General features: G+C 68.6%; 27 protein-coding genes and 1 tRNA gene. 18 read left to right on the top strand and 10 right to left on the bottom strand.

Going from position 1 to position 24,697, the window contains the following annotated elements; translation table 11 throughout:
- Position 1 precedes the first annotated feature (1 nt).
- A complete protein-coding gene (locus ACLQ7T_RS06180) occupies positions 2-754 on the bottom strand; it encodes a Coq4 family protein (protein WP_420478633.1) in 753 nt (250 codons plus the stop codon).
- Between the two features lie 119 nt (positions 755-873).
- On the opposite strand from ACLQ7T_RS06180, the gene ACLQ7T_RS06175 reads away from it, so the two are divergent.
- Genes ACLQ7T_RS06175 through ACLQ7T_RS06165 form a run of 3 tightly spaced genes read left to right on the top strand, consistent with a single transcriptional unit; the run spans position 874 to position 2,332 of the window.
- Positions 874-1,305 carry a YbaY family lipoprotein gene (locus ACLQ7T_RS06175; RefSeq protein ID WP_420478632.1) on the top strand — a complete coding sequence of 144 codons (432 nt, stop codon included), beginning with the start codon at positions 874-876 and terminating at the stop codon, positions 1,303-1,305.
- Positions 1,306-1,323: 18 nt separating this feature from the next.
- Positions 1,324-1,560: a ribbon-helix-helix domain-containing protein gene (locus ACLQ7T_RS06170; protein WP_420478631.1), complete on the top strand. Its 237-nt coding sequence runs from the start codon at positions 1,324-1,326 to the stop codon at positions 1,558-1,560.
- A 49-nt stretch (positions 1,561-1,609) separates the two neighbouring features.
- Positions 1,610-2,332: an SIMPL domain-containing protein gene (locus tag ACLQ7T_RS06165; RefSeq protein WP_420478630.1), complete on the top strand. Its 723-nt coding sequence runs from the start codon at positions 1,610-1,612 to the stop codon at positions 2,330-2,332.
- Here the strand turns inward: ACLQ7T_RS06165 and ACLQ7T_RS06160 are convergent.
- Both ACLQ7T_RS06160 and ACLQ7T_RS06155 read right to left on the bottom strand, forming a co-directional pair.
- Positions 2,329-2,625, bottom strand: coding sequence for a hypothetical protein (locus ACLQ7T_RS06160; RefSeq protein WP_420478629.1), 297 nt, complete (start codon positions 2,623-2,625; stop codon positions 2,329-2,331). The two genes, ACLQ7T_RS06165 and ACLQ7T_RS06160, sit on opposite strands and share 4 nt — an antisense overlap.
- Positions 2,626-2,628: 3 nt before the next feature.
- Positions 2,629-2,823, bottom strand: a complete 195-nt coding sequence (locus ACLQ7T_RS06155; RefSeq protein ID WP_420478628.1) for a hypothetical protein — start codon at positions 2,821-2,823, stop codon at positions 2,629-2,631.
- A gap of 112 nt (positions 2,824-2,935) precedes the next feature.
- On the opposite strand from ACLQ7T_RS06155, the gene ACLQ7T_RS06150 reads away from it, so the two are divergent.
- From ACLQ7T_RS06150 to ACLQ7T_RS06130, 5 genes are all read left to right on the top strand, one after another.
- Positions 2,936-5,269 (top strand): ATP-dependent helicase, encoded by a 2,334-nt coding sequence (locus ACLQ7T_RS06150; RefSeq protein ID WP_420478627.1) that lies wholly within the window; start codon positions 2,936-2,938, stop codon positions 5,267-5,269.
- Positions 5,270-5,273: 4 nt separating this feature from the next.
- Positions 5,274-6,575, top strand: a complete 1,302-nt coding sequence (locus ACLQ7T_RS06145) for a glycoside hydrolase 5 family protein (RefSeq protein ID WP_420478626.1) — start codon at positions 5,274-5,276, stop codon at positions 6,573-6,575.
- Between the two features lie 80 nt (positions 6,576-6,655).
- The gene (locus ACLQ7T_RS06140; RefSeq protein WP_420478625.1) at positions 6,656-7,987 is read left to right on the top strand and encodes an O-antigen ligase family protein; all 1,332 of its coding nucleotides are present in this window, start codon (positions 6,656-6,658) and stop codon (positions 7,985-7,987) included.
- A complete protein-coding gene (parE, locus tag ACLQ7T_RS06135; protein WP_420478624.1) occupies positions 7,953-10,073 on the top strand; it encodes a DNA topoisomerase IV subunit B in 2,121 nt (706 codons plus the stop codon). Before ACLQ7T_RS06140 ends, parE begins: the two co-directional genes overlap by 35 nt.
- Before the next feature lie 34 nt (positions 10,074-10,107).
- Positions 10,108-10,908 (top strand): hypothetical protein, encoded by an 801-nt coding sequence (locus ACLQ7T_RS06130; protein ID WP_420478623.1) that lies wholly within the window; start codon positions 10,108-10,110, stop codon positions 10,906-10,908.
- Here ACLQ7T_RS06130 and ACLQ7T_RS06125 read toward each other — a convergent pair.
- Genes ACLQ7T_RS06125 through ACLQ7T_RS06110 form a run of 4 tightly spaced genes read right to left on the bottom strand, consistent with a single transcriptional unit; the run spans position 10,905 to position 13,956 of the window.
- Complete coding sequence (locus ACLQ7T_RS06125) at positions 10,905-11,444, bottom strand: SixA phosphatase family protein (RefSeq protein WP_420478622.1); 540 nt, start codon at positions 11,442-11,444, stop codon at positions 10,905-10,907. The genes ACLQ7T_RS06130 and ACLQ7T_RS06125 overlap by 4 nt on opposite strands.
- Before the next feature lie 54 nt (positions 11,445-11,498).
- Positions 11,499-12,836, bottom strand: coding sequence for a glycosyltransferase (locus tag ACLQ7T_RS06120; RefSeq protein ID WP_489671806.1), 1,338 nt, complete (start codon positions 12,834-12,836; stop codon positions 11,499-11,501).
- Between the two features lie 47 nt (positions 12,837-12,883).
- On the bottom strand, positions 12,884-13,039 hold the full coding sequence (locus ACLQ7T_RS06115) for a type II toxin-antitoxin system antitoxin (RefSeq protein WP_420472098.1): 156 nt from the start codon (positions 13,037-13,039) through the stop codon (positions 12,884-12,886).
- A gap of 32 nt (positions 13,040-13,071) precedes the next feature.
- Positions 13,072-13,956 (bottom strand): SPFH domain-containing protein, encoded by an 885-nt coding sequence (locus ACLQ7T_RS06110; protein ID WP_420478621.1) that lies wholly within the window; start codon positions 13,954-13,956, stop codon positions 13,072-13,074.
- Between the two features lie 199 nt (positions 13,957-14,155).
- Here ACLQ7T_RS06110 and ACLQ7T_RS06105 point away from each other — a divergent pair, with 199 nt between their 5' ends.
- The 3 genes from ACLQ7T_RS06105 (at position 14,156) to ACLQ7T_RS06095 (ending at position 17,964) form a co-directional block, all read left to right on the top strand.
- A complete protein-coding gene (locus ACLQ7T_RS06105; RefSeq protein ID WP_420478620.1) occupies positions 14,156-17,461 on the top strand; it encodes an autotransporter outer membrane beta-barrel domain-containing protein in 3,306 nt (1,101 codons plus the stop codon).
- Positions 17,462-17,559: 98 nt separating this feature from the next.
- Positions 17,560-17,636, top strand: a tRNA-Val gene (locus ACLQ7T_RS06100).
- Between the two features lie 70 nt (positions 17,637-17,706).
- The gene (locus ACLQ7T_RS06095; protein WP_420478619.1) at positions 17,707-17,964 is read left to right on the top strand and encodes a hypothetical protein; all 258 of its coding nucleotides are present in this window, start codon (positions 17,707-17,709) and stop codon (positions 17,962-17,964) included.
- Between the two features lie 4 nt (positions 17,965-17,968).
- Here ACLQ7T_RS06095 and ACLQ7T_RS06090 read toward each other — a convergent pair whose 3' ends face one another.
- The 3 genes from ACLQ7T_RS06090 to queC are packed head-to-tail and all read right to left on the bottom strand — an operon-like array spanning position 17,969 to position 19,691.
- Complete coding sequence (locus ACLQ7T_RS06090; protein ID WP_420478618.1) at positions 17,969-18,337, bottom strand: 6-pyruvoyl trahydropterin synthase family protein; 369 nt, start codon at positions 18,335-18,337, stop codon at positions 17,969-17,971.
- Entirely contained in the window at positions 18,337-18,972 is a 636-nt protein-coding gene (queE, locus tag ACLQ7T_RS06085) for a 7-carboxy-7-deazaguanine synthase (RefSeq protein WP_420478617.1), read from the bottom strand. Before queE ends, ACLQ7T_RS06090 begins: the two co-directional genes overlap by 1 nt.
- Complete coding sequence (gene queC / locus ACLQ7T_RS06080) at positions 18,969-19,691, bottom strand: 7-cyano-7-deazaguanine synthase QueC (RefSeq protein WP_420478696.1); 723 nt, start codon at positions 19,689-19,691, stop codon at positions 18,969-18,971. The genes queE and queC overlap by 4 nt, the downstream gene beginning before the upstream one ends.
- 203 nt (positions 19,692-19,894) lie before the next feature.
- On the opposite strand from queC, the gene ACLQ7T_RS06075 reads away from it, so the two are divergent.
- The 7 genes from ACLQ7T_RS06075 (at position 19,895) to ACLQ7T_RS06045 (ending at position 24,669) form a co-directional block, all read left to right on the top strand.
- Positions 19,895-21,496, top strand: coding sequence for a response regulator (locus ACLQ7T_RS06075; protein WP_420478616.1), 1,602 nt, complete (start codon positions 19,895-19,897; stop codon positions 21,494-21,496).
- 60 nt (positions 21,497-21,556) lie between these two features.
- Positions 21,557-22,033 (top strand): PaaI family thioesterase, encoded by a 477-nt coding sequence (locus ACLQ7T_RS06070; RefSeq protein WP_420478615.1) that lies wholly within the window; start codon positions 21,557-21,559, stop codon positions 22,031-22,033.
- On the top strand, positions 22,030-22,428 hold the full coding sequence (locus ACLQ7T_RS06065) for a PaaI family thioesterase (RefSeq protein WP_420478614.1): 399 nt from the start codon (positions 22,030-22,032) through the stop codon (positions 22,426-22,428). The genes ACLQ7T_RS06070 and ACLQ7T_RS06065 overlap by 4 nt, the downstream gene beginning before the upstream one ends.
- Positions 22,429-22,630: 202 nt before the next feature.
- Positions 22,631-22,972 carry a hypothetical protein gene (locus ACLQ7T_RS06060; RefSeq protein ID WP_420478613.1) on the top strand — a complete coding sequence of 114 codons (342 nt, stop codon included), beginning with the start codon at positions 22,631-22,633 and terminating at the stop codon, positions 22,970-22,972.
- 88 nt (positions 22,973-23,060) lie between these two features.
- The gene (locus ACLQ7T_RS06055; RefSeq protein ID WP_420478612.1) at positions 23,061-23,489 is read left to right on the top strand and encodes a hypothetical protein; all 429 of its coding nucleotides are present in this window, start codon (positions 23,061-23,063) and stop codon (positions 23,487-23,489) included.
- 116 nt (positions 23,490-23,605) lie between these two features.
- Positions 23,606-23,872 (top strand): hypothetical protein, encoded by a 267-nt coding sequence (locus ACLQ7T_RS06050; RefSeq protein ID WP_420478611.1) that lies wholly within the window; start codon positions 23,606-23,608, stop codon positions 23,870-23,872.
- Positions 23,873-23,982: 110 nt separating this feature from the next.
- Complete coding sequence (locus ACLQ7T_RS06045; RefSeq protein WP_420478610.1) at positions 23,983-24,669, top strand: phosphodiester glycosidase family protein; 687 nt, start codon at positions 23,983-23,985, stop codon at positions 24,667-24,669.
- Positions 24,670-24,697 lie beyond the last annotated feature (28 nt).

Raw genomic sequence — 24,697 nt, 5'->3', positions numbered from 1 at the left:
CTCAGGCGCGCAGCTTCAGGGCGCGCCGCGCCTCGATCGGAACGGCGTCGTACAGCGTCGCCGGCCGGATATTCAGCCAGGCCCTCGCCTCTTCGAGCGGTCGGGCGAACAGGGCCTCATAGTCCAGCCCGGGAAGCCAGCGGGCGGCGCGGCCATTCCGCCAGGCCTGCAGAACCGCGCGGCGGGCGGGGATCGTCCGGTTCTCCCGCCGGATCTCGCGCGCCGCGCCCCAACCGATGAAGGCGAAGCCGACATTGCGGGTCTGGGCGTAGGAGAAGGCGACCACGCAGGCCTCCCCCAGGGCATCGGTGCCGTAGCCGGTCAACACGTGCCAGACGTCGTGAACGTCCCGAATTCGACGCGAGTACCAGATGATCGGATGCGGCGCATCCGCCAGCGGCGCGACCTTGCGCGCCTCGTCGGCCAGCCCCTCGGCGGTGAAGCCGCGGCTCTCCCGGAACTCGCGATAGGCGGCGCCGACCGTGCCGGGCTCGAAACGGGCCAGCCAGGCGGGGTCATCCAGCCTGTGGGCCAGCTCGTCCCGCAGGAAGGCCTGTCGACCGCCCTCCATCGTCGTCAGCATCCGGTTATAGCCCTTGCCCAGAGACCGGCCCGAAAGGGCGCGCATGATCTCGAACACCTGGGCGGTGTCCTCCTTGTTCCGGACGAGGCGGCGGAAGGCGCGCAGCGCCTTCAGGGGCTGCAGACGCTGGGGCTGGAGGCGATCGGAGGCATCGAGATCGACGACGGTCATCGGCCACTTTCCTGCTGGGCGGGCGCAACATATCGCGTCTCGCCGGACAGGGAAACGACGCGGCGCCGCACCCTGAACACAAGACATGCGTTACACTCACCGCTGCATGGAGGACCCTGATGCGCCGCACGCTCCTTTTGACGATCCTGCCGCTCGCGCTGACCGCCTGCGCTCCGGCCTCGACGGCTGAACAGCAGCGTCCGCCGATGACGCACGGGATGACGGTGGTGAATGTCACCGCGAGCTACCGCGAGCGGATCCTCCTGACCACCGGCCATGTCCTCACGGTCCGCGTCGAGGATGTCAGCCGCGCGGATGCGCCGGCGGTCGTCCTGGCCGACCATACGGAGGTGCTGGACGGCCGGGCCCCGCCGTACCACGTCACCATCGGCGTTCCGACCAGCGAGATCGATCCGCGGCACACCTATGCGGTGCGCGCCGAGATCCGGGATCCGACCGGCGCCCTGCGCTTCACCACGGATACCCGCCATGCGGTGTTGACCCGCAACGCGCCGGCCGCCGCCGACATCATGCTGGTCGCCGTCCCCTGATCGCCGTAGGGAGGACGGATGCTCAGGAAACGCTCCGTCTCCCTGTCCGGCCACGCCACATCCGTGGCCCTCGAGCCCGAGTTCTGGATGGTCCTGGACCAGGTCGGAGCCGCGATGGGCCTGTCGCACGCCGGGCTGATGAAGCGCATCGACGAGACGCGCGGGCGCACTCCCCTCGCCTCGGCCTGCCGCCTCCTCGCCCTCGCCTGGGCCGGTGGCGATCACAGCTTCGCGGATCACGGTTCGACGGATTGACTCCGGCGAGGACAGGCGCATCGTCGGCTTCCCGTCATGGAGCCCGAACGTGCCCGTCACCCTGGATAAATCCCTGCTCCCTGCCGCCGTCTTCGGCGGTCTGATCGCGGCCGGCATGGTCGGCGGCGGCGCCCTGATCGGCTCGGGGGTCGTCAACGCTCAGGTCGGCAACCGGCAGGTGACCGTGCGCGGTCTGGCGGAGCGGAATGTCGTGGCCGACCTCGCGGTGCTGACGCTCAGCTTCAAGGCCGCGAATGACGACCTGCCGACGGCCCAGACCCAGATCGACCGCGATCTGGCCAGCGTCCGCGCCTTCCTGCGGGCTCAGGGCTATCCGGAGGATCAGATCTCCGTCGGGCGGATGCAGGTCACCGACACCCGCGCGCGGGAATACGGCTCATCCCAGAACACGATCCGGTACATCCTGACCCAGAGCGTGACGGTGAGGACGACTGACGTCCAGCGGGTGGCCACGACGGAGCGGGCGCTGAACGATCTGGTTCGTCAGGGCGTACAACTGGACTTTGCGGCCCCGAACTACGTCTTCACCCGTCTGAACGAGATCCGCCCGTCGATGATCGGCGAAGCCACCGCCGCGGCGCGGTCGGGCGCCGAGCAGTTCGCCAAGGATTCCGGCGCACCGCTCGGGCCGATCCGGCAGGCGACGCAGGGCTCGTTCGAGATCCTCGCGCGTGAGGACATCGATCCGGAGCCCACCTCGCTGAACAAGCGGGTCCGCGTGGTCGCGACCGTCACCTACCAGTTGCGTTAGCCGGCCGGCGCCGGTTCGGGACTCGGCAGGGCCGGAGGCTCGACAGGCGGCAGGTCCGGCATCTTCGGCGCGTCCGGAACGCTGACATCAATGTCGATGTCGGTCGCCCGGGGCGTCTCGATGTCGCTGCCGCGCATCCACAGGACCACGGCGATAATGGCGACCACAACGACCAGGCCGCCGATCAGGAAGCCCATGAACCCGCCGCCGCCGCTTCTGGCCGGCGGGTTGTTGATGGTCGTATGATGGACGACCTCGGGCCGGTCCGGCGGCGGGGCGTTCGGGTCCGTCATGGATCAGTTCCCGGACGGCATCGAAGGCGCGGAAACCTCGGGCAGCTTCACGTCGACATCGACTTCCTTCTTCTGCGTCCCGGGGATGCCGCCGCCGAAGACGAAGAAGGCGATCACAAGGACCACCACCAGCAGCCCGCCGACGATAAACGCCAGTCCGGTGTTGCCGCCGCTGCTGTTGCTGGAATTCTCGGCCATGAGGGCCCTCCTCTCCTGTTGTATCCGGCCGACAGAACGATGAGTGGCGGCGAGGAGTTCCGGACGAGGCGGCTGACAAGGCCTGCCGGTCTCCTTATGTTCTCCCGGCCCCATGACCGATTCCGCTCCCCCCCGCATTTCCGATCTCGCCCGCGCGCGCGGCCCCGACGGGCTCTCGCCGATCAGCGCGCCCGACTATCTGTCCGGCCTGAACCCCGAGCAGCGGGATGCCGTCGAGACGACGGAGGGGCCGGTGCTGGTGCTGGCCGGCGCGGGCACCGGCAAGACGCGGGTGCTGACCACCCGGCTGGCGCACATCCTGGCCACCGGCCGGGCGAAGCCGTGGGAGCTTCTGGTCGTCACCTTCACCAACAAGGCCGCGCGCGAGATGCGCGAGCGGATCACCCACCTCATAGGACCGTCCTCCGAGGGGCTGCGCTGGCTGGGCACCTTCCACTCGGTCGCCGCCCAGATCCTGCGTCGTCACGCGGAGCTGGTGGGGCTGAAGTCGACCTTCACCATCCTGGACACCGACGATCAGGAGCGCGTCTGCAAGCAGTTGCTTGAGGCCGCCAACCTCGACACCAAGCGCTGGACGCCCAAGTCGCTCAACACCCTGATCGACCACTGGAAGAACCGCGGCTGGACGCCCGACAAGCTGCCGCCGTCAGAGGATTTCGCCAACGGCAAGGGCCACGCCCTCTACGCCGCCTATCAGGCGCGACTGGTCAGTCTGAACGCCTGCGACTTCGGCGACCTGCTGCTGCATAACCTCACAATCCTGTCTCAGCATGCGGATATCGCTGAAGAATATCGCCGTCGCTTCCGCTACATCCTGGTCGACGAATATCAGGACACCAACGTCGCCCAGTATCTCTGGCTGCGCCTGCTGACGTCCTCGACCGGCAACGTCTGCTGCGTCGGCGACGACGACCAGTCGATCTATGGCTGGCGCGGAGCCGAGGTGGACAACATCCTGCGCTTCGAGCGCGACTTCCCGGGCGCCAAGGTGATCCGGCTGGAGCGCAACTACCGCTCGACCCACCACATCCTCGGCGCCGCCTCGGGCCTGATCAAGGCCAACCGCAGCCGCCTGGGCAAGACGCTGTGGACCGAGGACAAGACCGGCGACAAGGTCCGGGTTCGGGGTGTCTGGGACGGCGAGGCCGAGGCCCGGCTGATCGCCGACGAGATCGAGACCGCCCGCAAACAGGGCGTGGCCTACAAGGATATGGCGGTGCTGGTGCGCGCCTCGTTCCAGATGCGGGCGTTCGAGGAGCGGTTCGTCATGCTGGCGGTGCCCTACACCGTCATCGGCGGCCCGCGCTTCTTCGAACGGGCCGAAATCCGCGACGCCCACGCCTATCTGCGGCTGATCCTGTCCGAGGACGACGACCTGGCCTTCGAGCGGATCGTCAACGTGCCCAAACGGGGGCTGGGCGACACCAGCGTGCAGAAGGTGCTGCAGATCGCCCGCGAGAACGGCGTGTCCGCCATGGCGGCGGTGCGCCACCTGATCGGCACGGACGAGCTCCAGGCCCGCACCCGCACCGCCTTCTCCAACTTCATCCGCGACATCGACCGCTGGCGTGCGCTCGGTCAGACCACCAGCCACTGGGAGCTGACCGAGACCGTTCTGGAAGAGAGCGGCTACACCGACATGCAGAAGGCCGACCGGGCGACCGGCCAGACCCGGCTCGACAACCTGAAAGAGCTGACGCAGTCGATGCAGCAGTTCGACGGCCTGACCGCCTATCTGGAACATGTGTCGCTGGTCATGGATCTGGACCGCGGCGAGAGCGCGGACTCGGTGCAGATCATGACCCTGCACGGCGCCAAGGGGCTGGAGTTCCCGCTCGTCTTCCTGCCCGGCTGGGAGGAAGGCGTCTTCCCCAGCCAGCGCAGCATCGACGAAAAGGGCGAGAAGGGCCTCGAGGAGGAGCGCCGCCTGGCCTATGTCGGCGTGACCCGGGGCAAGGCGGACGTCCGCATCTCCTTCGCCGCCAACCGTCTCGTCTACGGGCGCTGGACCAGCCAGCTTCCCAGCCGCTTCGTCGACGAACTGCCGATCGACCACGTCGAGCCGCAGTCGGACACCGGCTACTACGGGGCCTCCTCCGGCATGAAGGAGGCCAAGAGCCGCTGGGACGAGGCGCCGTCCTTCGGCTCCGGCTATTCCTCACCCGGCTGGAAGCGGGGGCAGGCCTTCGCCGCCAGCCGCGTGCCCAACGCCCAGCCCGCCCGCCAGACCCTGCTGGAGGGCGACGGTCGCCTGATCGCCACCGGTGATCCCAGGGCCGGCTCGGGCTGGTCGCGCGGCGACCGGGTCTTTCACCAGAAATTCGGCTACGGCGCGGTGAAGGCGATCGAGGGCAACAAGCTGGTCGTCGCCTTCGACAAGGCCGGCGAGAAGAAGGTGATCGACACGTTCGTGGAGAAGGCCTGATCCGATGATCAACCGCCGCGCCCTGCTCGCCGCCTCGGCCGCCGTGGCGGCGGCCCCCGGCCTGCCTGTTCTGGCGCAGACCGCCTCGTCCGGCTTCGTGCGTCGGGAGGGGACGCAGTTCACCCTGGACGGCAAGCCCTACCGCTACGTCGGGGCCAACCTCTGGTACGCGGCCTGGATCGGACATGAGGCGCGGCTGGCGCGCGAACTGGATGCGCTGGCGTCGGACGGGGTGACCAATCTCCGCATCGCCGCCTCGGCAGAGCTCTCGCCGTTGAAGAACGCGGTGCGCCCGGCCTTCCATGGTCAGGACGACGTCTACAACGAGGCCCTGCTGACGGGGCTGGACCACGCCCTGGCCGAAATCGGCAAGCGCGGGATGAAGGCCGTGCTCTACCTGACCAATTTCTGGGAGTGGTCCGGCGGGATGGCGACCTATCTGCTGTGGACCAACGGCGGCCGGTTCGTCGACGCCGACGCGCCCTGGCCGGCCTTTCCGGAGTTCGTCTCGGGCTTCTACCGTAGCCCGGACGCGATCGCCCGCTATCACGCCCATGTCCGCCGGATCGTGGGTCGGGTGAACACCGTCACCGGCCGACCCTACGCCGAAGACCCGGCCATCATGGCCTGGCAGCTGGCCAATGAGCCGCGCCCGGGCGGTGTGGACGCCACCGTCGACCGCACCCTGCCGGACTTCCATGGCTGGATCAGCGCCACGGCCCGCCTGATCAAGTCGCTGGCGCCCCGTCACCTAATCTCGACCGGCGGCGAGGGCCTGATGGGCTCCATGGAGCGCCCCGGCCTCGTGCAGTCGTCCCAGGCCGACGACGCCATCGACTATCACACCGCCCACGTCTGGCCCGGCAACTGGAGCTGGCTGGACCGGTCCGACATGACCGGCACCCACGCCCGCGCCCTCGACCTGTCGCGCGCCTATGTGGCCCGGCACATCGATCTGGCCGGGCAGGCCGGCAAGCCGCTGGTGGTCGAGGAGTTCGGCTACCCCCGCGACGGCAACGTCTATGACCCCGCCGCCCCGACCGCCCTGCGCGACGCCTTCTACACCGTCATCCACGAGGCCGTACTGGCCGATGCGCGCGAGGGCGGCCCCCTGGCCGGATCGAATTTCTGGGCCTGGAACGGCGAGGCGCGGGCCGCCCATCCGGATCATCGGTTCCGCACCGGCGACGACGCCTTCCTCGGCGATCCCCCGCACGAACCGCAGGGCTGGTACGGCGTGTTCGATCAGGACGCCTCGACCCGCCGCATCATCCGCGAGCACGCCCGGGCGCTGGCGACGCTCTAGCGGGCCTTGCGGACGGGCTTCCCAACCCTTCGTTAAGCCTGAACGCCGACCCTGCGGCCGTGCGTGAGTCCCGTCCAGCCATGGCAACGACCGAACCGTCCCCCGCCTGGTGGGAGACGGCGATCTGCGTCGCCATGATCTTCATGCTGACCGGCGCCCTGATCGGGCCGGTGTTCGCGCCCCAGCAGCAGGAGACGCCGATCCTGCGGCTGATCTGGCTGCCCGCCTACGCCGTGACGATCGGCCTGGTGCTCTACCGGATCGACCGTATGTGGCGCGCCTGGCCCGGCGCCCTCGGCGTGCTCATGCTGGTCGCCCTCTGCTTCGCCTCGAAATACTGGTCGCTCGACTATCACACGACGAGCCGCCGGGTGATCGCCCTGGCCATGAGCGGGGTCTTCGCCCTCTATCTGGGCGCGGTCTTCCGGGGCGAGCACCTGCCGCGCCTGCTGATGCTCTCGAGCCTGATCATGGCCGTGGGCAGTCTGATCATGGTCTTCGCCTTTCCCGCCATCGGGGTGCACCACGACGTCAACGCGGGCCTGTGGCGCGGCCTCTGGTACGAGAAGAACCAGATGGGTGCGGTCATGGTGATCGGCGCCACGGCCGCCGCGGCCTGTCTGGCCTCCGGCGACACACGCCGCCTGTTGCCGGCCCTCTCCTTCGGCCTCTCCAGCCTTCTGGTGCTGGCCACCCAGTCCAAGACCTCCCTGCTCTGCCTGATGCTGGGCGTGGGCGTGGTCGGCGGCTTCTGGGCCCTGCGCCGGGGCGGCGCCGCCTTCGCCGTGGTGGCGATCTGGAGCGCCGTCGTCATCGCCGGGCTGGGCCTCTACATCTGGGACACCCACTCGGTCGAGGTGCTGGAAGCCCTCGGCAAGGACCCGTCGCTGACCGGCCGGACCGACATCTGGGCCAGTCTGATGCGCCGCGTGGCCGAGCGTCCGTGGACCGGCTACGGCTACGGCGCCTTCTGGGGCCGGATCGGCGAAAGCCCGCCCGCCGACTGGGTGCGGCGGGAAACCGGCTGGATCGTGCCCTCCGCCCACAACGGCTGGATCGACCTGCTGGTCCAGCTGGGCTGGCCCGGCGCGATTCTGGTCGGCGTCCAGATGGCCGTGACCTTCCTGATCCTGCTGTTCCGCAGCGCCGGCTCCGGCCTGCGCGAAGGCTGGTGGGCGCTGGGCTTCCTGGCCGCCTTCTTCGTGCTCAGCCTGTCGGAATCCATCCTGCTGGCCCATCAGGGCCTGCCGTTCGTCCTGTTCATGGCCGTGATGACCCGCGTCTTCCTGCCGTCGTCCACAACAGAGGCGGTCGCGCTTGCTCCAAAGCCCCGTCGGGCCTACCAGACCGGTCCCCGAATCGCCGCACACTCGTTGAATGGCCAACTCCGCCGATCTCTTCCTGTTCGATGACGAGCCGACGCCCGAGCGCCCGGCCGCACCCGCTGCTTCACCCCAGCCCGCACAGGCTCCCGCGCCGGTCGCCGCCGCGCCCGTGACGCCGCCGCCTGCCGCGCCCGCCCTGGCCGCGAAGCCCGCCGACACCGCGGTGGCCACGACCGCCGCCGCCACCGGCTATTCCGCCTCCTCGATCGAGGTGCTGGAGGGGCTGGAGCCCGTTCGCAAACGCCCCGGCATGTATATCGGCGGCACCGACGAGCGGGCCCTGCACCACCTGTTCGCCGAAGTCCTCGACAACGCGATGGACGAGGCCGTGGCCCGCCACGCCAAGATCATCAAGGTCGACCTGGACGCAGACGGCTTCCTGTCCGTCTACGACGACGGCCGCGGCATCCCGGTCGACCCGCACCCCAAACATCCGGGCAAGTCGGCGCTGGAAGTGGTCATGACCGTCCTGCACTCGGGCGGGAAATTCTCGGGCAAGGCCTATGAGACCTCGGGCGGCCTGCACGGCGTCGGCGTCTCGGTGGTCAACGCCCTGTCGGATCATCTGGACGTCACCGTCTGGCGTGACGGCTTCGAGTGGAAGCAGTCCTTCTCGCGCGGCCACGTGCTGGCCCCGATCCAGCAGGTCCAGCCGTCGAAGAAGCGGGGCACCCTGATCCGCTTCCACCCGGACGCCGAGATCTTCGGCGTCGGCGCGGCCTTCAAGCCCGCCCGCCTGTTCCGCATGGCCCGTTCCAAGGCCTATCTGTTCCGCGGCGTCGAGATCAAATGGACCTGCTCCCCGGACCGGATCACCGACGCCACTCCGGCCAGCGCCACCCTGCACTTCCCGGGCGGCCTGGCCGACGCCCTGGCCGAACGCATCGGCGAGCTGGAAACCGTCACTCCGACCTTCGCGGGCCGGGTCGAGCGCAAGGGCGAGGCCGGCGCCGTCGAATGGGCCGTCACCTGGTCGCCCATCGGCTTCGGCGAGGCCGACAGCTTCGTCAGCTCCTATTGTAATACCGTCTCGACCCCCGACGGCGGCACCCACGAGGCGGGCTTCCGCGCGGCGCTGGTCAAGGGGCTGAAGGCCTATGGCGAGCTGACCAACGAGAAGCGCGCGGGCCTGATCACGGCGGAAGACGTCATCGCCAACGCCGGCGCCATGATCTCGGTCTTCATCCGCAACCCCGAGTTCCAGGGTCAGACCAAGGACCGCCTGTCCTCGCCGGAAGGCCAGAAGCTTGTCGAGCAGCTGCTGCGCGACCCGCTGGACCACTGGCTGACCGAAAGCCCCAAACAGGCCAATACCCTGCTGGGCTTCATCATCGAGCGCGCCGAAGACCGTCTGCGTCGTCGCAAGGACAAGGAAGTCCAGCGCGCCGCCGCGACCCGCAAGCTGCGTCTCCCCGGCAAGCTGGCCGACTGCACCCGTCAGGCCGCCGAAGGGACCGAGCTGTTCATCGTCGAGGGCGACTCGGCCGGCGGCTCGGCCAAACAGGCGCGCGACCGCACCACCCAGGCCATCCTGCCCCTGCGCGGCAAGATCCTGAACGTCGCCTCGGCCACCGCCGACAAGCTGCGCCAGAACGTGGAGCTGTCCGACCTGGCGCTGGCCCTCGGCGTGCAGCCCGGCAGCCGGTTCAACATCGATGACCTGCGTTACGAGCGCATCGTCATCATGACCGACGCCGACGTCGACGGCGCCCACATCGCCGCCCTGCTGATCACCTTCTTCTACCGCTCCATGCCCGAGGCGATCCGTCAGGGCCGCCTGTTCATGGCCCTGCCTCCGCTCTACCGCATCCAGGCCGGCGCCCTGTCCGAATATGCGCGCGACGACGCCCACCGCGACGAGCTTCTGGCCACGGTGTTCAAGGGCAAGAAGGTCGAGATCGGCCGGTTCAAGGGTCTGGGCGAGATGATGGCCTCCCAGCTCAAGGAAACCACCATGGACCCGAGGAAGCGCACCCTGGCGCGGGTCGAACTGCCTGAGGACGAGGCCGAGATCGAGGATCTGGTCGAGCGCCTGATGGGCAAGAAGGCCGAGGCCCGCTACCAATTTATCCAGGACAACGCCCGTTTCGCGGTGGCCGATCTGGACGTGTGATATTAGGCTCCCTCCCGTATCGAGGGAGTTTTTCATGCGCATCGCCGCTCTTGTCGCCGCCGCCCTTTTGACGGGTCTTGCGGCGGTCGCTCCGGCGCATGCGCAGGAACGGGCTCCCGACCCGATCCCTGTCGAGGAGTGGTCGCAGGCGCGCGTGATCGCCATGGGGCAGGCGATCTTCCGGCGGGACCAGGCCGCCGCGGTGGCCACCGACGCCCTTCTGGCGCATCTCAACGGACGTCAGCCGCCGGCCGGCCTCGCTGGCTGGATCGTCGTCGACCAGGGTCCGGATCTGCTGGTGCGCTTCGTGCGTCTGGAGGCGGACAGCGTCCGTCCGGCGTTCGACATCCCCGTCAGAAACGGCCGCGCCGGCGCGGTGAGCCCCGTCGAGACGGGGACGTTGAGCGCGACGGAACTGGCCCAGTTCCGGGCCCGAACGACCGCCGCGAGCAATATCGGCCGCCTCCGCTGCTCCCGGCAGTTGAACGCCGTGGTTCTGGACGACCCCGACAGCGACGAATGGCTGGTCTGGCTGCTGACCGCCACCACCGACGCCAATGTCGTGCCGATGGGCGGTCACTACCGCTTCCGCATCAGCGCGGACGGCTCAACCGTGATCCGGCGGGACATGCTGACCAACAGTTGCCTGTCCCTGCGCAAGGCGGACGCGGACGGTCGTCAGGTCGTGGCCCTGAGCATGAGTCAGATCGTCTCGAGCGGCCCGGTGGAGACACACGTCTTCCTGTCGCTGCAGAACCGGATGCCGATCTTCGTCGCCGCCGGGGACGGGCTGTTCGAGGTCAACGGCGCCGCCATTCGCGACGTCCGCCGCTAACCCCCGGTCGCCGCCGGCGACTCACATGTCGAAGGCGCGCCGTAACGGCCGACCACGGCCGGCGCTTCGCCGCCGGGTCGCAGCGTGAGCACGGTCAGACGATCGTACTCGCAGTCCCGCATCTCGTCCGGACCGACCTCGCCCAGGGCTTTGGCGATCAGGGGCACGGTGTTGCTGTGGCCGACCACCAGCACGACCGCGTCGGTCGGCAAGGCGCGCACGCGCGCGGCGACGCGGGCGATATGGGCCTCGGTCCCGCCTTCGAAGGAAATGACTTCCGGCGTAACCGCGTGGGCCTGCGCCGCGAGCGCCGCCGTGTCTCCGGTCCGTCTCAGGGGCGTCACGAGGACATGGGTCAGATCGGCGCCGGACAGCGCCACGGCCAATGCGGTCGCCCTCGCCTGCCCCGCCTCGGACAAGGCCGGATCGGCGCTCTGATCCGCCTTTTCGGCGTGGCGCGCCAGAATGACCGTCTGGGCCATGGCGGACGTCGCGGACAGCAGCGTCAGCGCGGTCGCGAGCAGCAGGCGTTTCATGAAAGTCTCCCGATTTTCCGGGAGACTGGTCCCGCCGGAGCGGACTGTCGAGGTCTAGTGCTCGGCCCAGTCGCCCGGCGGTTCGAGGAAGGCGCGCTTCCCGCTGACGTCGGCGTAGGTCATGCACAGGTCCTCGAAGACCCGGTTCCAGGCGAAGCGCTCGACCGCCTTCTGACGCGCGGCGGCGCCGAGGGCCTCGATATCCCGTTCGAACAGGGCCTTGATCGCCTCGGCGTAGACGCCCGGCTCGGCGGCGTCGGCCAACTGGCCCACGCTGTTGTCGACCGTCTCCTTCACACCGCCCGCATTGACGCCGACCACGGGGCGACCGCAGGCCATGGCCTCCAGCACGATCAGACCGAACGGCTCCTTGTCGTTGGCGTGCACAAAGGCGTCGCAGCTGGCGATGATCCTCGCCACAGCCTTGGGATTGGCCTCGTACGGCAGGGAGATGACCCGATCTTCGGCGGGCAGGCCCTGACCGGCGCCGACCAGCACCAGATGATAGGGCGCGCCGAGCTTCTGGACCGCCTCGATCAGCACATCGATGTTCTTCTCGCGCGCCGGACGCCCGGCGAAGCAGAGCAGACGGGCGGAGGCGGGCAGCCCCAACTTCTTGAGCAGCCAGTCGCGGTCGCGCCGGTCAGGGCGGAAGGTGTCGATCTCGACGCCCAGCGGCTGGATCACGATGTCCTTGATGCCCGCCTCTTCCAGACGACGGGCGATGTAGCGGCTGGGCGAGACCACCCGGTCGAACTGGCCGAACAGCCGGGCCCAGCGTTTCTCGACCGGTTTCTTGGCCCATTCGCCGAAGTGGAGCGCGGCCAGTCCCGCCGGGTCGGAGTGGCAGAAGCCGACGACCGGGCAGCCGGCGCGTTGACCGGCCTCCAAAGCGCCCTGCCCCGGCGTATAGGGGTCGCCCGCCTCGATCAGGGACGGGTTCAGCGAGGCCACCCAGGCGGCCCAGCGACGCACCGAGGTCGGCCAACGATAGCCGTCGCCGAACGGCAACTTGGTGGCGTGCAACTGGATGATTCCGTCGTCGCCCGCCTTGTGGTGCTGGCCCGGCACGACCAGCGAATGGGCGACGCCCGGGCGGTTCTCCTCCAGCCAGGCCTTCTTGGACAGAAGGTAGCGCTTCACCCCGCCCGACTTGGGCGCGTACAGCATGGTGGTGTCCACGAACCGGGGCCGATCGTCCGCCGCCGCCCGCCGGGCGGCCTTCAGGGTTTCCGAGACTTCCTCATCCCATCCCGGGATCAGGCGCAGTTCGCCCTCCTGGACTTCCAGACCCGCCAGACTCATCAGTTCCCGCTCCGTTGCGCTAACGCCGGCCTTGCCAACGCGCCGGACCCGCTTCTGGATGCGACGGGCCTTGCGGACCCGGGACATGTGAGACTTCACCATACCAGCGCCCGTAGCCCCGCTCGCGGCCAAGCTCAAGCGTCCTGTTCAGGCTCCGGATCGTCTGTAGTCGGAACACCCCGACGCATCAGCGCTTCCCGCAGCAGGATTTCGACCTGGGCGTTGACGGATCGCAGTTCGGCGGCGGCCAATTTCTCGACCGCCGCCATCACGCCCGGGGACGCGCGCATCAGGAAGGGTTTCCTGGGCTTGCCCGCCATGATCAGCCGTACAGGGTGCCGGTGTTGACGACCGGCTGGGCCTCCCGGTCGGCGCACAGGACGACCAGAAGGTTCGACACCATCGCGGCCTTGCGATCCTCATCCAGCTCGACCACGCCCCGCTCGCCCAGATCGGTCAGGGCGTTTTCGACCATCCCGACCGCGCCCCTCACGATCAGTTGGCGCGCGGCCAGGACGGCCTCGGCCTGCTGGCGCTTCAGCATGGCGCTGGCGATCTCGGGCGCATAGGCCAGGTGGGCGATGCGGGCCTCGTCGATGACCACTCCGGCCACCTTGACCCGCCCCACCAGCTCCTCCCGCAGACGGGCGGCGACGTCCTCGGCGTCGGCGCGCAGGGTCAGCTCCTGCTCCTCGCCATGGTCGTAGGCGTAGTGCGAGGCCATGTCGCGCAGGCCCGTATCGACCTGGATGTTCACGAACTGCTGGAAGTCGTCGACGTCGAACAGGGCCTGGGCCGAATCCTCGACCCGCCAGACGACGTTGGCCGCGATCTCGATCGGATTGCCGCGCTTGTCGTTCACCTTCAGCTTGTCGCTGGTCAGGTTGCGGACACGCAGGCTGATCTTCTTGCGGGTGTACCAGGGCAGGACCCAGCGCAGGCCGGTCTTGCGGTCGGTGCCGCGATAGTCGCCGAACAGCAGGATCGCCGACCCCTCGTTGGGCTGAAGCGAATACAGCCCGCACATCAGGAACAGGCCGATCGTCGCCAGGGCGATTCCGCCGATCACGAAAGCGATGGCGTCCGGGTTCGACGCCACGACGAGCGGCCCGCCGAGGGTCAGCGCCAGGCTGGTCAGCAGCATCACGACCCCGTTTGCCGCGGCGGCGGGATGTTCAGTGGATTTGGAATGCGTTGTCGCCGTCATGGCCCCTCTCCGAAAACGATATGAAAGTGATATCACCTTGATCACATTTCGCGCAAGCGGAACCGGACACATGAGGCGCCTTCGGACGGGTTCGGCCTTGCATTCGCCTCAAATTCGAGAAACTTGAGGCACGCTGGCGCGGTCCCTGTTAGAGGATCACCGGCGTCTCTGGCGTGTCGTCCACAGGGGTTTCTCTCGAATGCGTATTCTGCTCGCGACCGCAGTGGCGATCGCTCCCCTTCTGGCCGCTTCGGGAGCCATGGCTGAAGTCGTGATCTCCACGTCGCGCACCACGCCGATCACCACTTCGAATGCGACGGGTTCCGGCCCTGACTCGATCCGGATCGCCAGCGGCGGCTCCATCCGCATGACCAGCGGCGTGGCGGTCACCGTCGATTCGAGCCACAACGTCCAGCTCGACACCGGCACCGACATTTCGCTGTCCAGCAATGACGACGGCGTGACGGGGATTCTCGTCAACGGCGGCACGACCTCGAACATCACCATCGCCGGCACCATCGCGGTGTTCGACGACATCACCAGCGACACGGATGTCGACACCGACAACGACGGCGACGCCGACGGTCCGTGGGCGAAGGGCAACAACCGCTACGGCGTGCGCGTCGTCGGCGCCGCCCCCCTGGTCGGCAATATCGTCGTCGACGCCGCGGGCCGCATCTCGGTGGACGGCAACAACTCGGCCGGCATCTCGGTCGAGGCCCCGCTGACCGGCAACATCAACACGCTCGGCGCCATCACCGTCGTCGGCGACAACAGCTACGGCCTTCACACGACCGGCGCCGTGGACGGAAACATCAACCTCGTCGGGGCCATCTCCGTCCGGGGTGAGAACTCGGTGGGCGCCGCGATCAACGGCGACGTCAGCGGCCGGGTGATGGTCGAGTCGACCATCGTCGTCTCGGGCTTCCGCTACACCAGCGCCCTGCCGACCCGCCCCGACGACTATGTCGAGACGCCGGCGAACGACGGCGACCTGCTGTTCGTCGACGAGCTTGACCCCGACGATCTGCTGGTCGGCGGCCCCGCCGTGCTGATCGCGGCCAACGTCGGCGCCGGCGTCATCTTCGACCGCCCGCCCGCCTACTCGTCGGCCGGCATCGAGGGCGACGACGACAACGACGGCGTCAAGAACGGCGACGAGGACGACGACAACGACGGCACCATCAACCGTCAGGACACGGACCGCGACGGCGACGGCATCCTCGACTCCTCGGAAAACACCGCCTCGGTCTCCAGCTTCGGTTCGGCGCCGGCGGTCCAGGTCGGCTCGGCGACCGGCGATATCACCCTCGGCGTCGCCGGCACGGGCGACTCCGCCTACGGCTTCATCAACCGCGGCGTGCTGACCGCCCAGGGCGTGTTCTCCGGCTTCGACGCGACCAGCGTGAACATCGGCGGCAACGCCGGTCAGACCGTGACCATCGACGGCGGGATCCGGAATGACGGCACCATCGCGGCGCTGGCCATCGACGCGGACGCGACCACCGTCAACCTGAACTCCGGCCTCACCACGCCGGCCTTCATCAACAACGGCGTGATCACCGCCGGCGTGTCGAGCGAGACCGCCGCGGAAAGCGTCGCGGTCCGCATCGACGCCGACGCCAGCGTTCCGGTGTTCAACAACGACGGCAACATCCTCGCCGCCGCGGGCGGCGGCGTGGCCAACACGACCGCCCTGCTCGATCTGAGCGGCGGCCTGACGTCGATCACCAATACCGGCTCGATCCAGTCCAACATCACCGCCAACGCCGACGGCGATCCGATCACCGGCCGCGCCGTCGCGATCAATGTGGCCGCCAACACCACCGGCGTGACCCTGATCCAGGACGGCATCGCCAGCGCCGCGACCACGACCGATCCCGACACGGACGGCGACGGCGTGACGGACTCGAACGAACCCCTCATCGCCGGCGAGATCCTGCTCGGCTCGGGCGCGGACTCGGTCGACATCCGGAACGGCCAGGTGCTCGGCAACATCGATTTCGGCGCCGGCGCCGACAGCCTGCAGATCAGCGGCGGCTCGCTGGTTCGCGGCGCGATCACCGACATCGACGGCGATCTGGCGATCACCGTCTCCGACGGCACCCTCGACGCCCGCCAGACCACCGCCACCACAATCTCCTCGCTGGATATCGGTGGCGACGGCGCCCTGATCGTCAGCCTTGACCCGGCCAACGGCACCGGCGGCGGCTTCAACGTCACGGGCACGGCCACGCTGGCCGACGGCGCGGGCCTCGGCGTTCGCTTCTCGTCGCTGCTGGACACGCCCGAGCGGTTCGACCTCATCCAGGCCGGCTCGCTGAACGCCGGCGCGATCGATCTGGCCGGCCTGCAGGACAACTCGCCCTACCTCTACATCGTGGAGGGCGGCGTCGATGCGGCCAACAACACCGTCTATGCGGACGTGCGTCAGCGCACCACGCAGGAAGCCGGCCTGATCCCGGTCGAGGCGGCGATGTACGACGCCTTCTACAGCTCGCTGAGCCGCGACGCCGACACCCGCGCCGCCTTCCTCGCCCAGCTGGGCCGCGACGACTTCATCAACCTGTATGAGCAACTGCTGCCGGATCACTCCGGCGGCCCGCTGGTCTCGCTCGCATCCGGCGTCGATGCTGTGACCCGCGCCCTGACCGGCCGCAACGCCTCGGCCGCGCCGGGCGAAACCAGCGCCTGGGTGCAGGAGATCAACTTCTACGCCGACAAGGAAAAGACCGACTCCTACGGCTTCCGTTCGGAAGGCTTCGGCGTGGCGGGCGGCGTCGAGCGGGGAACGGGCCTGGGCGCCGTCGGTCTCTCGGTCGCCTTCACCTCGTCGGATCTCGAGGACCCCGAGTCCGAGGCCGAAGAAGTCCTGACCGCCAATCTTCTGGAACTGGGCCTCTACTGGCGCGCCCAGGGCCAGTACTGGACGACCTGGGCCCGTGCGGCCGCTGGCTATGCGACCTTCGAGTCGGAACGCCGCCTGGTCGGCGCCGGCCTGAACCTGACCAACACGTCCGACTGGAACGGCTTCACCCTTTCGGCCGCCGCGGGCGCCTCGTACGAGCGCACCTTCGGCCGCTTCAGCATCCGTCCGGAAGGCTACATCGAGTACTTCTCGCTCAGCGAGGACGGTCACGTCGAGGAAGGCGGCGGCGACGGCTTCGATCTCGAGATCGATGATCGCGACGGCCACCTGTTCTCGGCCACCGCCGCGATCAACATCGGCATGTCGATGGGCCAGAACAGCTGGCTGAAGCCGGAACTGCGCCTCGGCTGGCGTCAGAACATCTCGGTCGATCCGGGCGAGACCATCGCCCGCTTCCGCTCGGGCGGCCCCGACTTCACCCTGTCGCCGGACACCATCGAGGGCGGCGGTCCGATCGTCGGCTTCCGCCTCAACGTCGGCAACGAGCTGGGCATGCTGTCGGTCAGCGCCGACGCCGAGATGCTCGACAACTACGTTCGCTACATGCTGTTCCTGCGGGCCAGCTTCCGGTTCTAGGACCGGTCAGCGACCAGACGACAAAAGGGCCGTCGGGAAACCGGCGGCCCTTTCTCTTTGCGCGGCGTCGGCCTAGAAGGCCCTCCGCGCACGCGACCGGGCGGCTAGCTCAGCTGGTCAGAGCACCTCGTTTACACCGAGGGGGTCGGGGGTTCGAACCCCTCGCCGCCCACCACGCCCCGCCTTCACCGTCAGACTGTGTTCACCAATCCCGGGTTAACCCTGTGCGCTCGGGAGGAACCATCATGTCAGTCATCACGCGCGTCGCCGCCCTGTCTGCCGTTGTTGCGGGCAGCCTCATGCTTCAGGGCTGTCTCGTCGGCGCCGTGGTCGATGCGGGCGTCGCCGTGGTCGGCACGGGCGCCAAGGTCGTCGGCGCGGGCGTCGACGCCGTCACGACTTCCGATGAGGAAACCCGGGCCAAACGCGAGCGCGACCAGCGGCGCTGGGAGAGGGAACAGCGGCGCTGCGAACAGCGCCAGCGCCGCGGGCAGGACTGCTAGGATCCTAGAGGCTCAGAACGCAGCGCTCGTTGATGGTCGGACGCGCCACCTGAACGCGGCACAGTCCCGGCCAGTCCGGCGTCAGTTGCGCCACGAACCACAGGCACAGATTCTCCAGCGACGGCAGCTCAAGCCCCGGGTGCTCATTCAGCATGCCGTGGTCCAGCTTCCCGGCGGCGGCCTTCAGGGCGCGGTCCAGGGCGCCGAGATCCGCCACCCAGTTGTGCTCCGCGTCCAGCGTCTCCGACCGGATCGTCGCCTCGACCGTGAACGAGTGGCCGTGAACCCGGCGATAGATGCTGCCCTCGGGTTCGTTCGGAAAGTGGTGGGCCGCGTCGAAGGTGGCCTGTTTGGTGATCTCGAAGACGGGCATTAGCGGACGCCGATGTACTTGTGGGTCTGGACGCTCAGGCGCCACTGGGGGTGGGTCAGGCAGTATTCGATGGCGGCGGCGGTGTTGGCCGCCTGGTCGGGCCCGTCCATGGGCTGCAGCCAGAAGCGCTCGAACTCAAGGTGCTCGAATCGCTCCGGAAGGGCCTTGGGCTGCGGATAGACCAGCTTCAGCTCCTGTCCCCTGATCTGGATCACCGGGGCGTCGGCCTTGGGACTGACGCAGATCCAGTCGACGCCGCCCGGCGCCGCCAGGGTCCCGTTGCTCTCGATGGCGATCTCGAAGCCGCGGGCGTGGAGCGCGTCGATCAACGGCGCATCCAGCTGCAGCAGGGGCTCGCCGCCCGTGCAGACCACCAGCTTCGGATCGCCGGCCCGCCCCCGCCACATCGCGTCCACATGATCCGCGAGCGCGTCGGCGGTGGCGAACTTACCGCCGCCGTCGCCGTCCGTGCCGACAAAGTCCGTATCGCAGAAAGTGCAGACGGCGGTGGCGCGATCCCGCTCCAGCCCGTTCCACAGATTGCAGCCGACGAAGCGCAGGAAGACCGCCGGGCGGCCGGCCTGACCGCCCTCCCCCTGCACCGTCAGAAAGACTTCCTTCGCCGAATAGGTCATCGGCCCTCGACCCATTGTCGGTGGCCCGCCGCGCGCAGTTCGCACGCCGGGCAGTCGCCACAGCCGTAGCCCCAGTCATGCCGATGCTCACGGTCGCCCAGATAACAGGTGTGCGAGGCCTCGACGATCAGCTCGACCAGCGCCGCACCGCCGATCGCGTCAGCCAGCGCCCAGGTCTGCGCCTTGGTCAGATGCATCAGCGGGGTGTCGACCACCACCGGCTTGTCCAGCCCCAGGCTCAGCGCCTGCGCCATGGCGTCGATCGTGTCGCGACGGCAATCCGGATAGCCCGAGAAATCCGTCTCGCACATGCCGCCCACCAGCACGTCCAGCCCGCGCCGGTCCGCCAGCGCCGCCGCGCAGGTCAGAAACACCAGATTACGCCCGGGGACGAAGGTGGTCGGCAGGCCGCGGGCGTCCATTTCGATCCTGCGGTCCGCGGTCAGGGCGCTTTCGGCGATCCGGCCGTAGCCGGTCAGGTCCACGACGTGGTCCGGGCCCAGTCGATCCGCCCGGTGCGGCAGCACCTTCGCCATGCCGTCGCGCACATTGAGGCGCGCCTGCATCTCGACCGCATGCCGCTGGCCATAGTCGAAGCCGACCGTCTCCACACGGTCGAACCGATCCAGCGCCCAGGCCAGGCAGGTTGCGCTGTCCTGTCCGCCGGAGAACAGGACAAGGGCCGAAGATGCGGGGCTTTTTCCGGCGCTCTGGGACAATTCGCTCACGACAAACCTGCGGTCGGCCGGCCGGCCGCGCGCATGGACAAGGGGATGGGGCCTGATTTCGGCGGACCGGCCTTCTACACCCGCGCGCCGCCGAGAGCAAAAATGGCGACAAGACGGCGAGAGCCGCCCATCTTAACCCTTCTGCAAACGGTTCTCCCGCATTGTCCACCGGTCGCAGTGGAGTGCCGGCCAGTATGCCGACAATCGAAACCCTTACCGAACGCGCCGAGGCGATTTCGCCGGAGACGCCGGGAAGCGATGTATTCGCGCGTTTTGAACGCGAGCCGGATACGCTCGTGATCCCGGTCGTGGATGGGGATCGCCCTATCGGACTGGTCGAACGCAACGCCTTCCTGCTCAAGATCGCGGGCGCCTTCGGTCATGCGCTCTATGCCCGCCGCGCGGTCATCCATGTGATGGATCCGGAGCCCGCCGTGGTCGAGGCCGGGGTCAGCATCGACGCCTTCTGCGACATCCTCCTGAAGGGCGGCCCCAGCGCGCTGATGCGCGGCTTCGTGGTCACCCGGAACGGAAAATACCATGGCGTCGGCACCGCGGTGTCGCTGCTGCAGGCGGTCAATGAACGCCAGCGCCTCCAGAATATCGAACTGAGCGACACCCGGACCCAGGCGCTGGCCGCGGCCCGCGCCAAGAGCCAGTTCCTCGCCATCATGAGCCACGAACTGCGCACGCCCATGAACGGCGTGCTGGCCGTGGCCGAGTTGCTCCGCCGCCAGCCGCTGAACGCCCAGGCCCAGGCGCACGTCTCCACCATCGTGGAATCTTCCGAGACCCTGCTGCGGATCCTTCAGGACGCCCTCGACCTGTCCCGCGCCGAGGCCGGCGAACTGGAACTGGCCCCGGAAGCGACGCCGCTGCGGGCCATGATGGACGACGTCGAGGCCATGTGGGCGCCCCGCGCGTCCCAGGACAACGTCACCCTGATGGTCGGCTACGAGGGCGACACCGAACTGGCCGCCGTGATCGACTCGATGCGGATGAAGCAGGTCTTCAACAACCTGATCGGCAACGCCCTCAAATTCGCCCGCAACGGCGTTGTCGAAGCCGGCCTCCGGGCGACGGCGGACGGCGACCGCATCCGTCTGGAAGCCCGCGTACGCGACGACGGCCCCGGCATCGACCCGGAGCGCGTCGACGCCATCTTCGAGCCCTTCGTGCATGGATCCGGGCCGGACGGCGCCGGGCTGGGCCTGTCGATCTGCCGTCAGGTCGTCGATCGCATGAACGGCCGTATCTGGGCCGAAAACAACCCGGGCCGGGGCGCCACCTTCGCCTTTGACCTTGAGGTCGAGCGCGCCGAGATCGAGACGGGTCCGACCTCGAACGTCGAGAGCCTTCCGGATCTGGATCTGCAGGATACGCCGCACATCCTGATCGTCGACGACAACGCGACGAACCGCGTTGTCGCCCAGGCGCTCTGCGAGATGTTCGGCTGCACCTCCGAAACCGCCGAGGACGGAGCCGAGGCGGTCGAGGCCGTGCAGGAGCGTCGGTTCGACCTGGTCCTGATGGACATCAAGATGCCGCGCATGGACGGCGTGCAGGCCACGCAGGCCATCCGCGCCCTGGACGGTCCGGTCAGCCGCATCCCGATCGTGGCCCTGACCGCCAACGCCGATCCCGAGGACGCCCGCAAATACATGTCCATCGGCATGGCGGCCGTCGTCGAAAAGCCGATCAAGCCGGAACGGCTCCGGATGGCCATGAACGCCGCGCTCGAACAGGGCGCCGGCGATGCCGCGGCCGCCGCTCCGGACGCCCGCTCGGTCGCCTGATCCCGAAGCGCCGCATCATCCTGCTTGCGGGGAATCGCGGACGGGGGAGACAGTGCGGCCATGTCCTCGTCACCGCTCGTCGCCCTGCTGCCCCAGCTGGCCTCCGCCTCGGCCCACACCCATGCGCTCGGCTTCGCCTATGACGGCCTGTCCGGCGACCGCGTCAGACTCAGGGTTCCCTGGCGGGAGGATCTCGTGGGCGACCCTGCCACGGGCGTGCTCTCGGGCGGGCTGGTGACCGCCCTGCTGGATCACGCCGGCGGACTGGCGGTCTGGGTCGCCCTCGACCGCTTCGAGCCGATCGCGACCCTCGACCTGCGGGTCGACTATATGCGCCCGGCCCGCGCGCAGGCCGGGCTGATCGCCGAAGCGCGCTGCTATCGGCTGACCCGCTCGATCGCCTTTGTCCGCGCCTGGGCGTTCGAGGACGATCCCGAGGATCCGGTCGCGGCCGCCCAGGCCGCCTACATCCTGAATTCGAGCGACGGGCGGCCTGCCGGCGCCAATCTGAAGCCCCGGCGGGAGGCCGACGCATGACGGACCTTCTGACCAGCCTCCCCTACGCCCGCTTTCTCGGCCTGCTGACGCAGCGCGACGGGGACCGCCTGACGGTGACCATGCCCTTTGCCGATCACCTGATCGGAAACCCGGTGCTGCCCGCCCTCCACGGCGGCTCGACCGCGGCCATGCTCGAACTGACCGCTGTCGCCCAGGTCGCGGTGCTCTACCCCCGTCTTGAACTGCCCCGGCCGATCAATGTGAGCGTCACCTATCTGCGCTCCGGCCGCCCGCAGGACGTGCATGCCCGGGCCCGCATCAGCAAGGCCGGGCGGCGTGTCGCCCACGTCCAGGCCGAGGCCTGGCAGGACGATGAGGACAATCCCATCGCCAGCCTGAGCGCCCACTTCCTGGTCGCCCAGTACGACCTCTGACGCCCCGCACAGGGCGGATCCGACCCCTTCAGCCCGGCCGTCGCAGCCCGCCGATCAACCCATGGTCGGACCCGGGCCGGATTCGCGCGCCCGAACGCCGGAGGTAAATAAATCCCTGACAAACAAGGCAAACAAAATCCTACCGGACACCACCACTCCGTGTTAAGATTCCACTTACCATAGTTCATGTTTGGAGGGTCTGATGGATAAGGCTGAAGTTATCGCCAGCGTTGCTGGTGATCTGAATGCGACCGAACAGGCGGTTGACGCCGCGATCGCCAAGGCGACGACCCTTGTGCAGGCCATGATCGGCGCCCGCACCGCCCTCAGCCTGTCGCCGGTGGCCGGCGCCGAGGCCCAGGCCAAGGCCATGGAAGCCATCGCCGCTCTCAGCAGCGCCCGGTCGGCGATCGTCGCCAGCCACGAGGAGCTGGCCAAGGATCACCGCCGCCTCGGCTGGGGCACCTACGCCATCGGCGTTCTGGACAAGCCGGCTGAAACCGGCCCGGAACAAAAGCCGGTCGGCCGCCTCCGCGCGGTTTAATTCGACGTAATGTCGGCGGCCGGTCATTCCGGTTTGCGCAGACTCGATGCAAAGTCGCCCTCATGCCGAACGGCATGGGGGCGATTTCATGTTTGACACCCTCGCATCGCAGATCGGCTTCGCAATCGCGGTGCTGGTGACTGCGTTTGCGTTCCTGAAGGGCGATGAGCCCGAGCGTGTCGGCGCCGGCGCCTACATGCTCGGCCTGTTTGCGTCCCAACTCGTGCAGGACAAGGGCTTTTCAGGCAGTCCGCAATGGCCCCTCATGGCCATCGACGCAGTGTTCCTGGCCGTCTGCATCGGCCTGGCGTGGAAGAGCCGTCGCGCTTGGCCGATCTGGGTCTGCGCCCTGCAATCGCTGATCGTGGCCAGCCACCTGCTGACCTTGGTCGACCTCCGCCCGCCCCCCGGCGCGTTTTTCGCGGTCATCAACCTCGCCAGCTACGGGGTTCTGGTCGCCATCGCCGTCGGCACCTTCTGGGCCTGGCAGGAGCGTCGCGCCGCCGGGCTGGAATAGCCTCCGGCGCCCTTCTCCTTCCAATCCGCGGTCCGCCTATGGTGTCCCGCCGCCACGCGCCCTAGGTAGGACGGGCGATTGGCCGTGGGCCATGTTTTTCAGCTCAAGGACCGGCCATGCCCGAAATCCGCAACCAGACCCTGACGGGCGATCAGACGCTCGACGCGAACGTCTACATCGACTGCGTGTTCGAAAACGCCCGCATGAACTACCACGGCGGCGTCCCCCCCGGCTTCGAGAACTGCAGCTTCAAGGCCTCCCGGTTCAGCTTCCACGGCCCCGCCGCCTATACGCTGGGCTTCCTGAAGGCGATGGCCCCGGCCAGGACCGGCATGCGACCGATGGTGCTCAATCTCCTGCCCGAGCTGGAGATTCGCGACTGAAGCGGTCCGGCCGCCTCGCCGCCATCCTGATCGGCCTTGTCGCCATCGGCGGAGGCGGCCTGGTCTGGCTGCGCCAGCCGGACGGACGGACGCCGTCGTCCGCCACCGCCGTGCTCCCCCCGCCCTGTCGGGATCAGGTGTTCGAAGGCGGCGCCTACGTCGTCTGCGTGCTGCCGACGGATCGGTATGCGATCTCGATCGTGCACAACCCCGCCCCCTCGGAGGCGGACGCCACGGTGATGGACGCGATCCGCGCGCGGGCCCGGAATGGCCCTGCGCCGCTGCTGGCCATGAACGCCGGGATGTACGACCCGCGCCTGAACGCCATTGGCCTGCTCATTGAGCAGGGCGTGACGCTGTCGCCGCTCAACACCAATGACGGGCCGGGGAATTTCCATCTCAAGCCCAACGGGGTGTTCGCCATTGGCCGGAACGGTCATGCGCGCGTGACGGCGTCGGACGCCGCCTCCCCGTCTCCCGAGGCCGCCTTCGCCACCCAGTCCGGCCCCATGCTGGTGATCGGCGGCGAACTGCATCCGGCCTTCGACCCCGACGGCGCCTCCCGATACCGGCGGAACGGCGTCGGCGTCCGGCCGGACGGGACCGTGGTGTTCGCCATTTCACGGGACCGGGTCAGCTTCGGCGCCTTCGCCCGGCTGTTCCGGGATGCGCTGGGGTGCCCCGACGCGCTTTTCCTGGACGGCGCGGTGTCCACGCTCGCCGGTCCCGACGGTCCCTGGGTCGGCGGGAACGCGCCGGCCGGCCCCGTACTCATGGTTGACCCACAACGGTCCTAGGCGGATATTCCTACGCCCCTCCGCCAGG

The sequence above is a fragment of the Brevundimonas sediminis genome (assembly GCF_048799765.1).
Lineage (GTDB): Bacteria > Pseudomonadota > Alphaproteobacteria > Caulobacterales > Caulobacteraceae > Brevundimonas.
The sequence above is the reverse complement of the archived record's forward strand: the minus strand, read 5'-3'. Positions and strand labels throughout refer to the sequence as shown.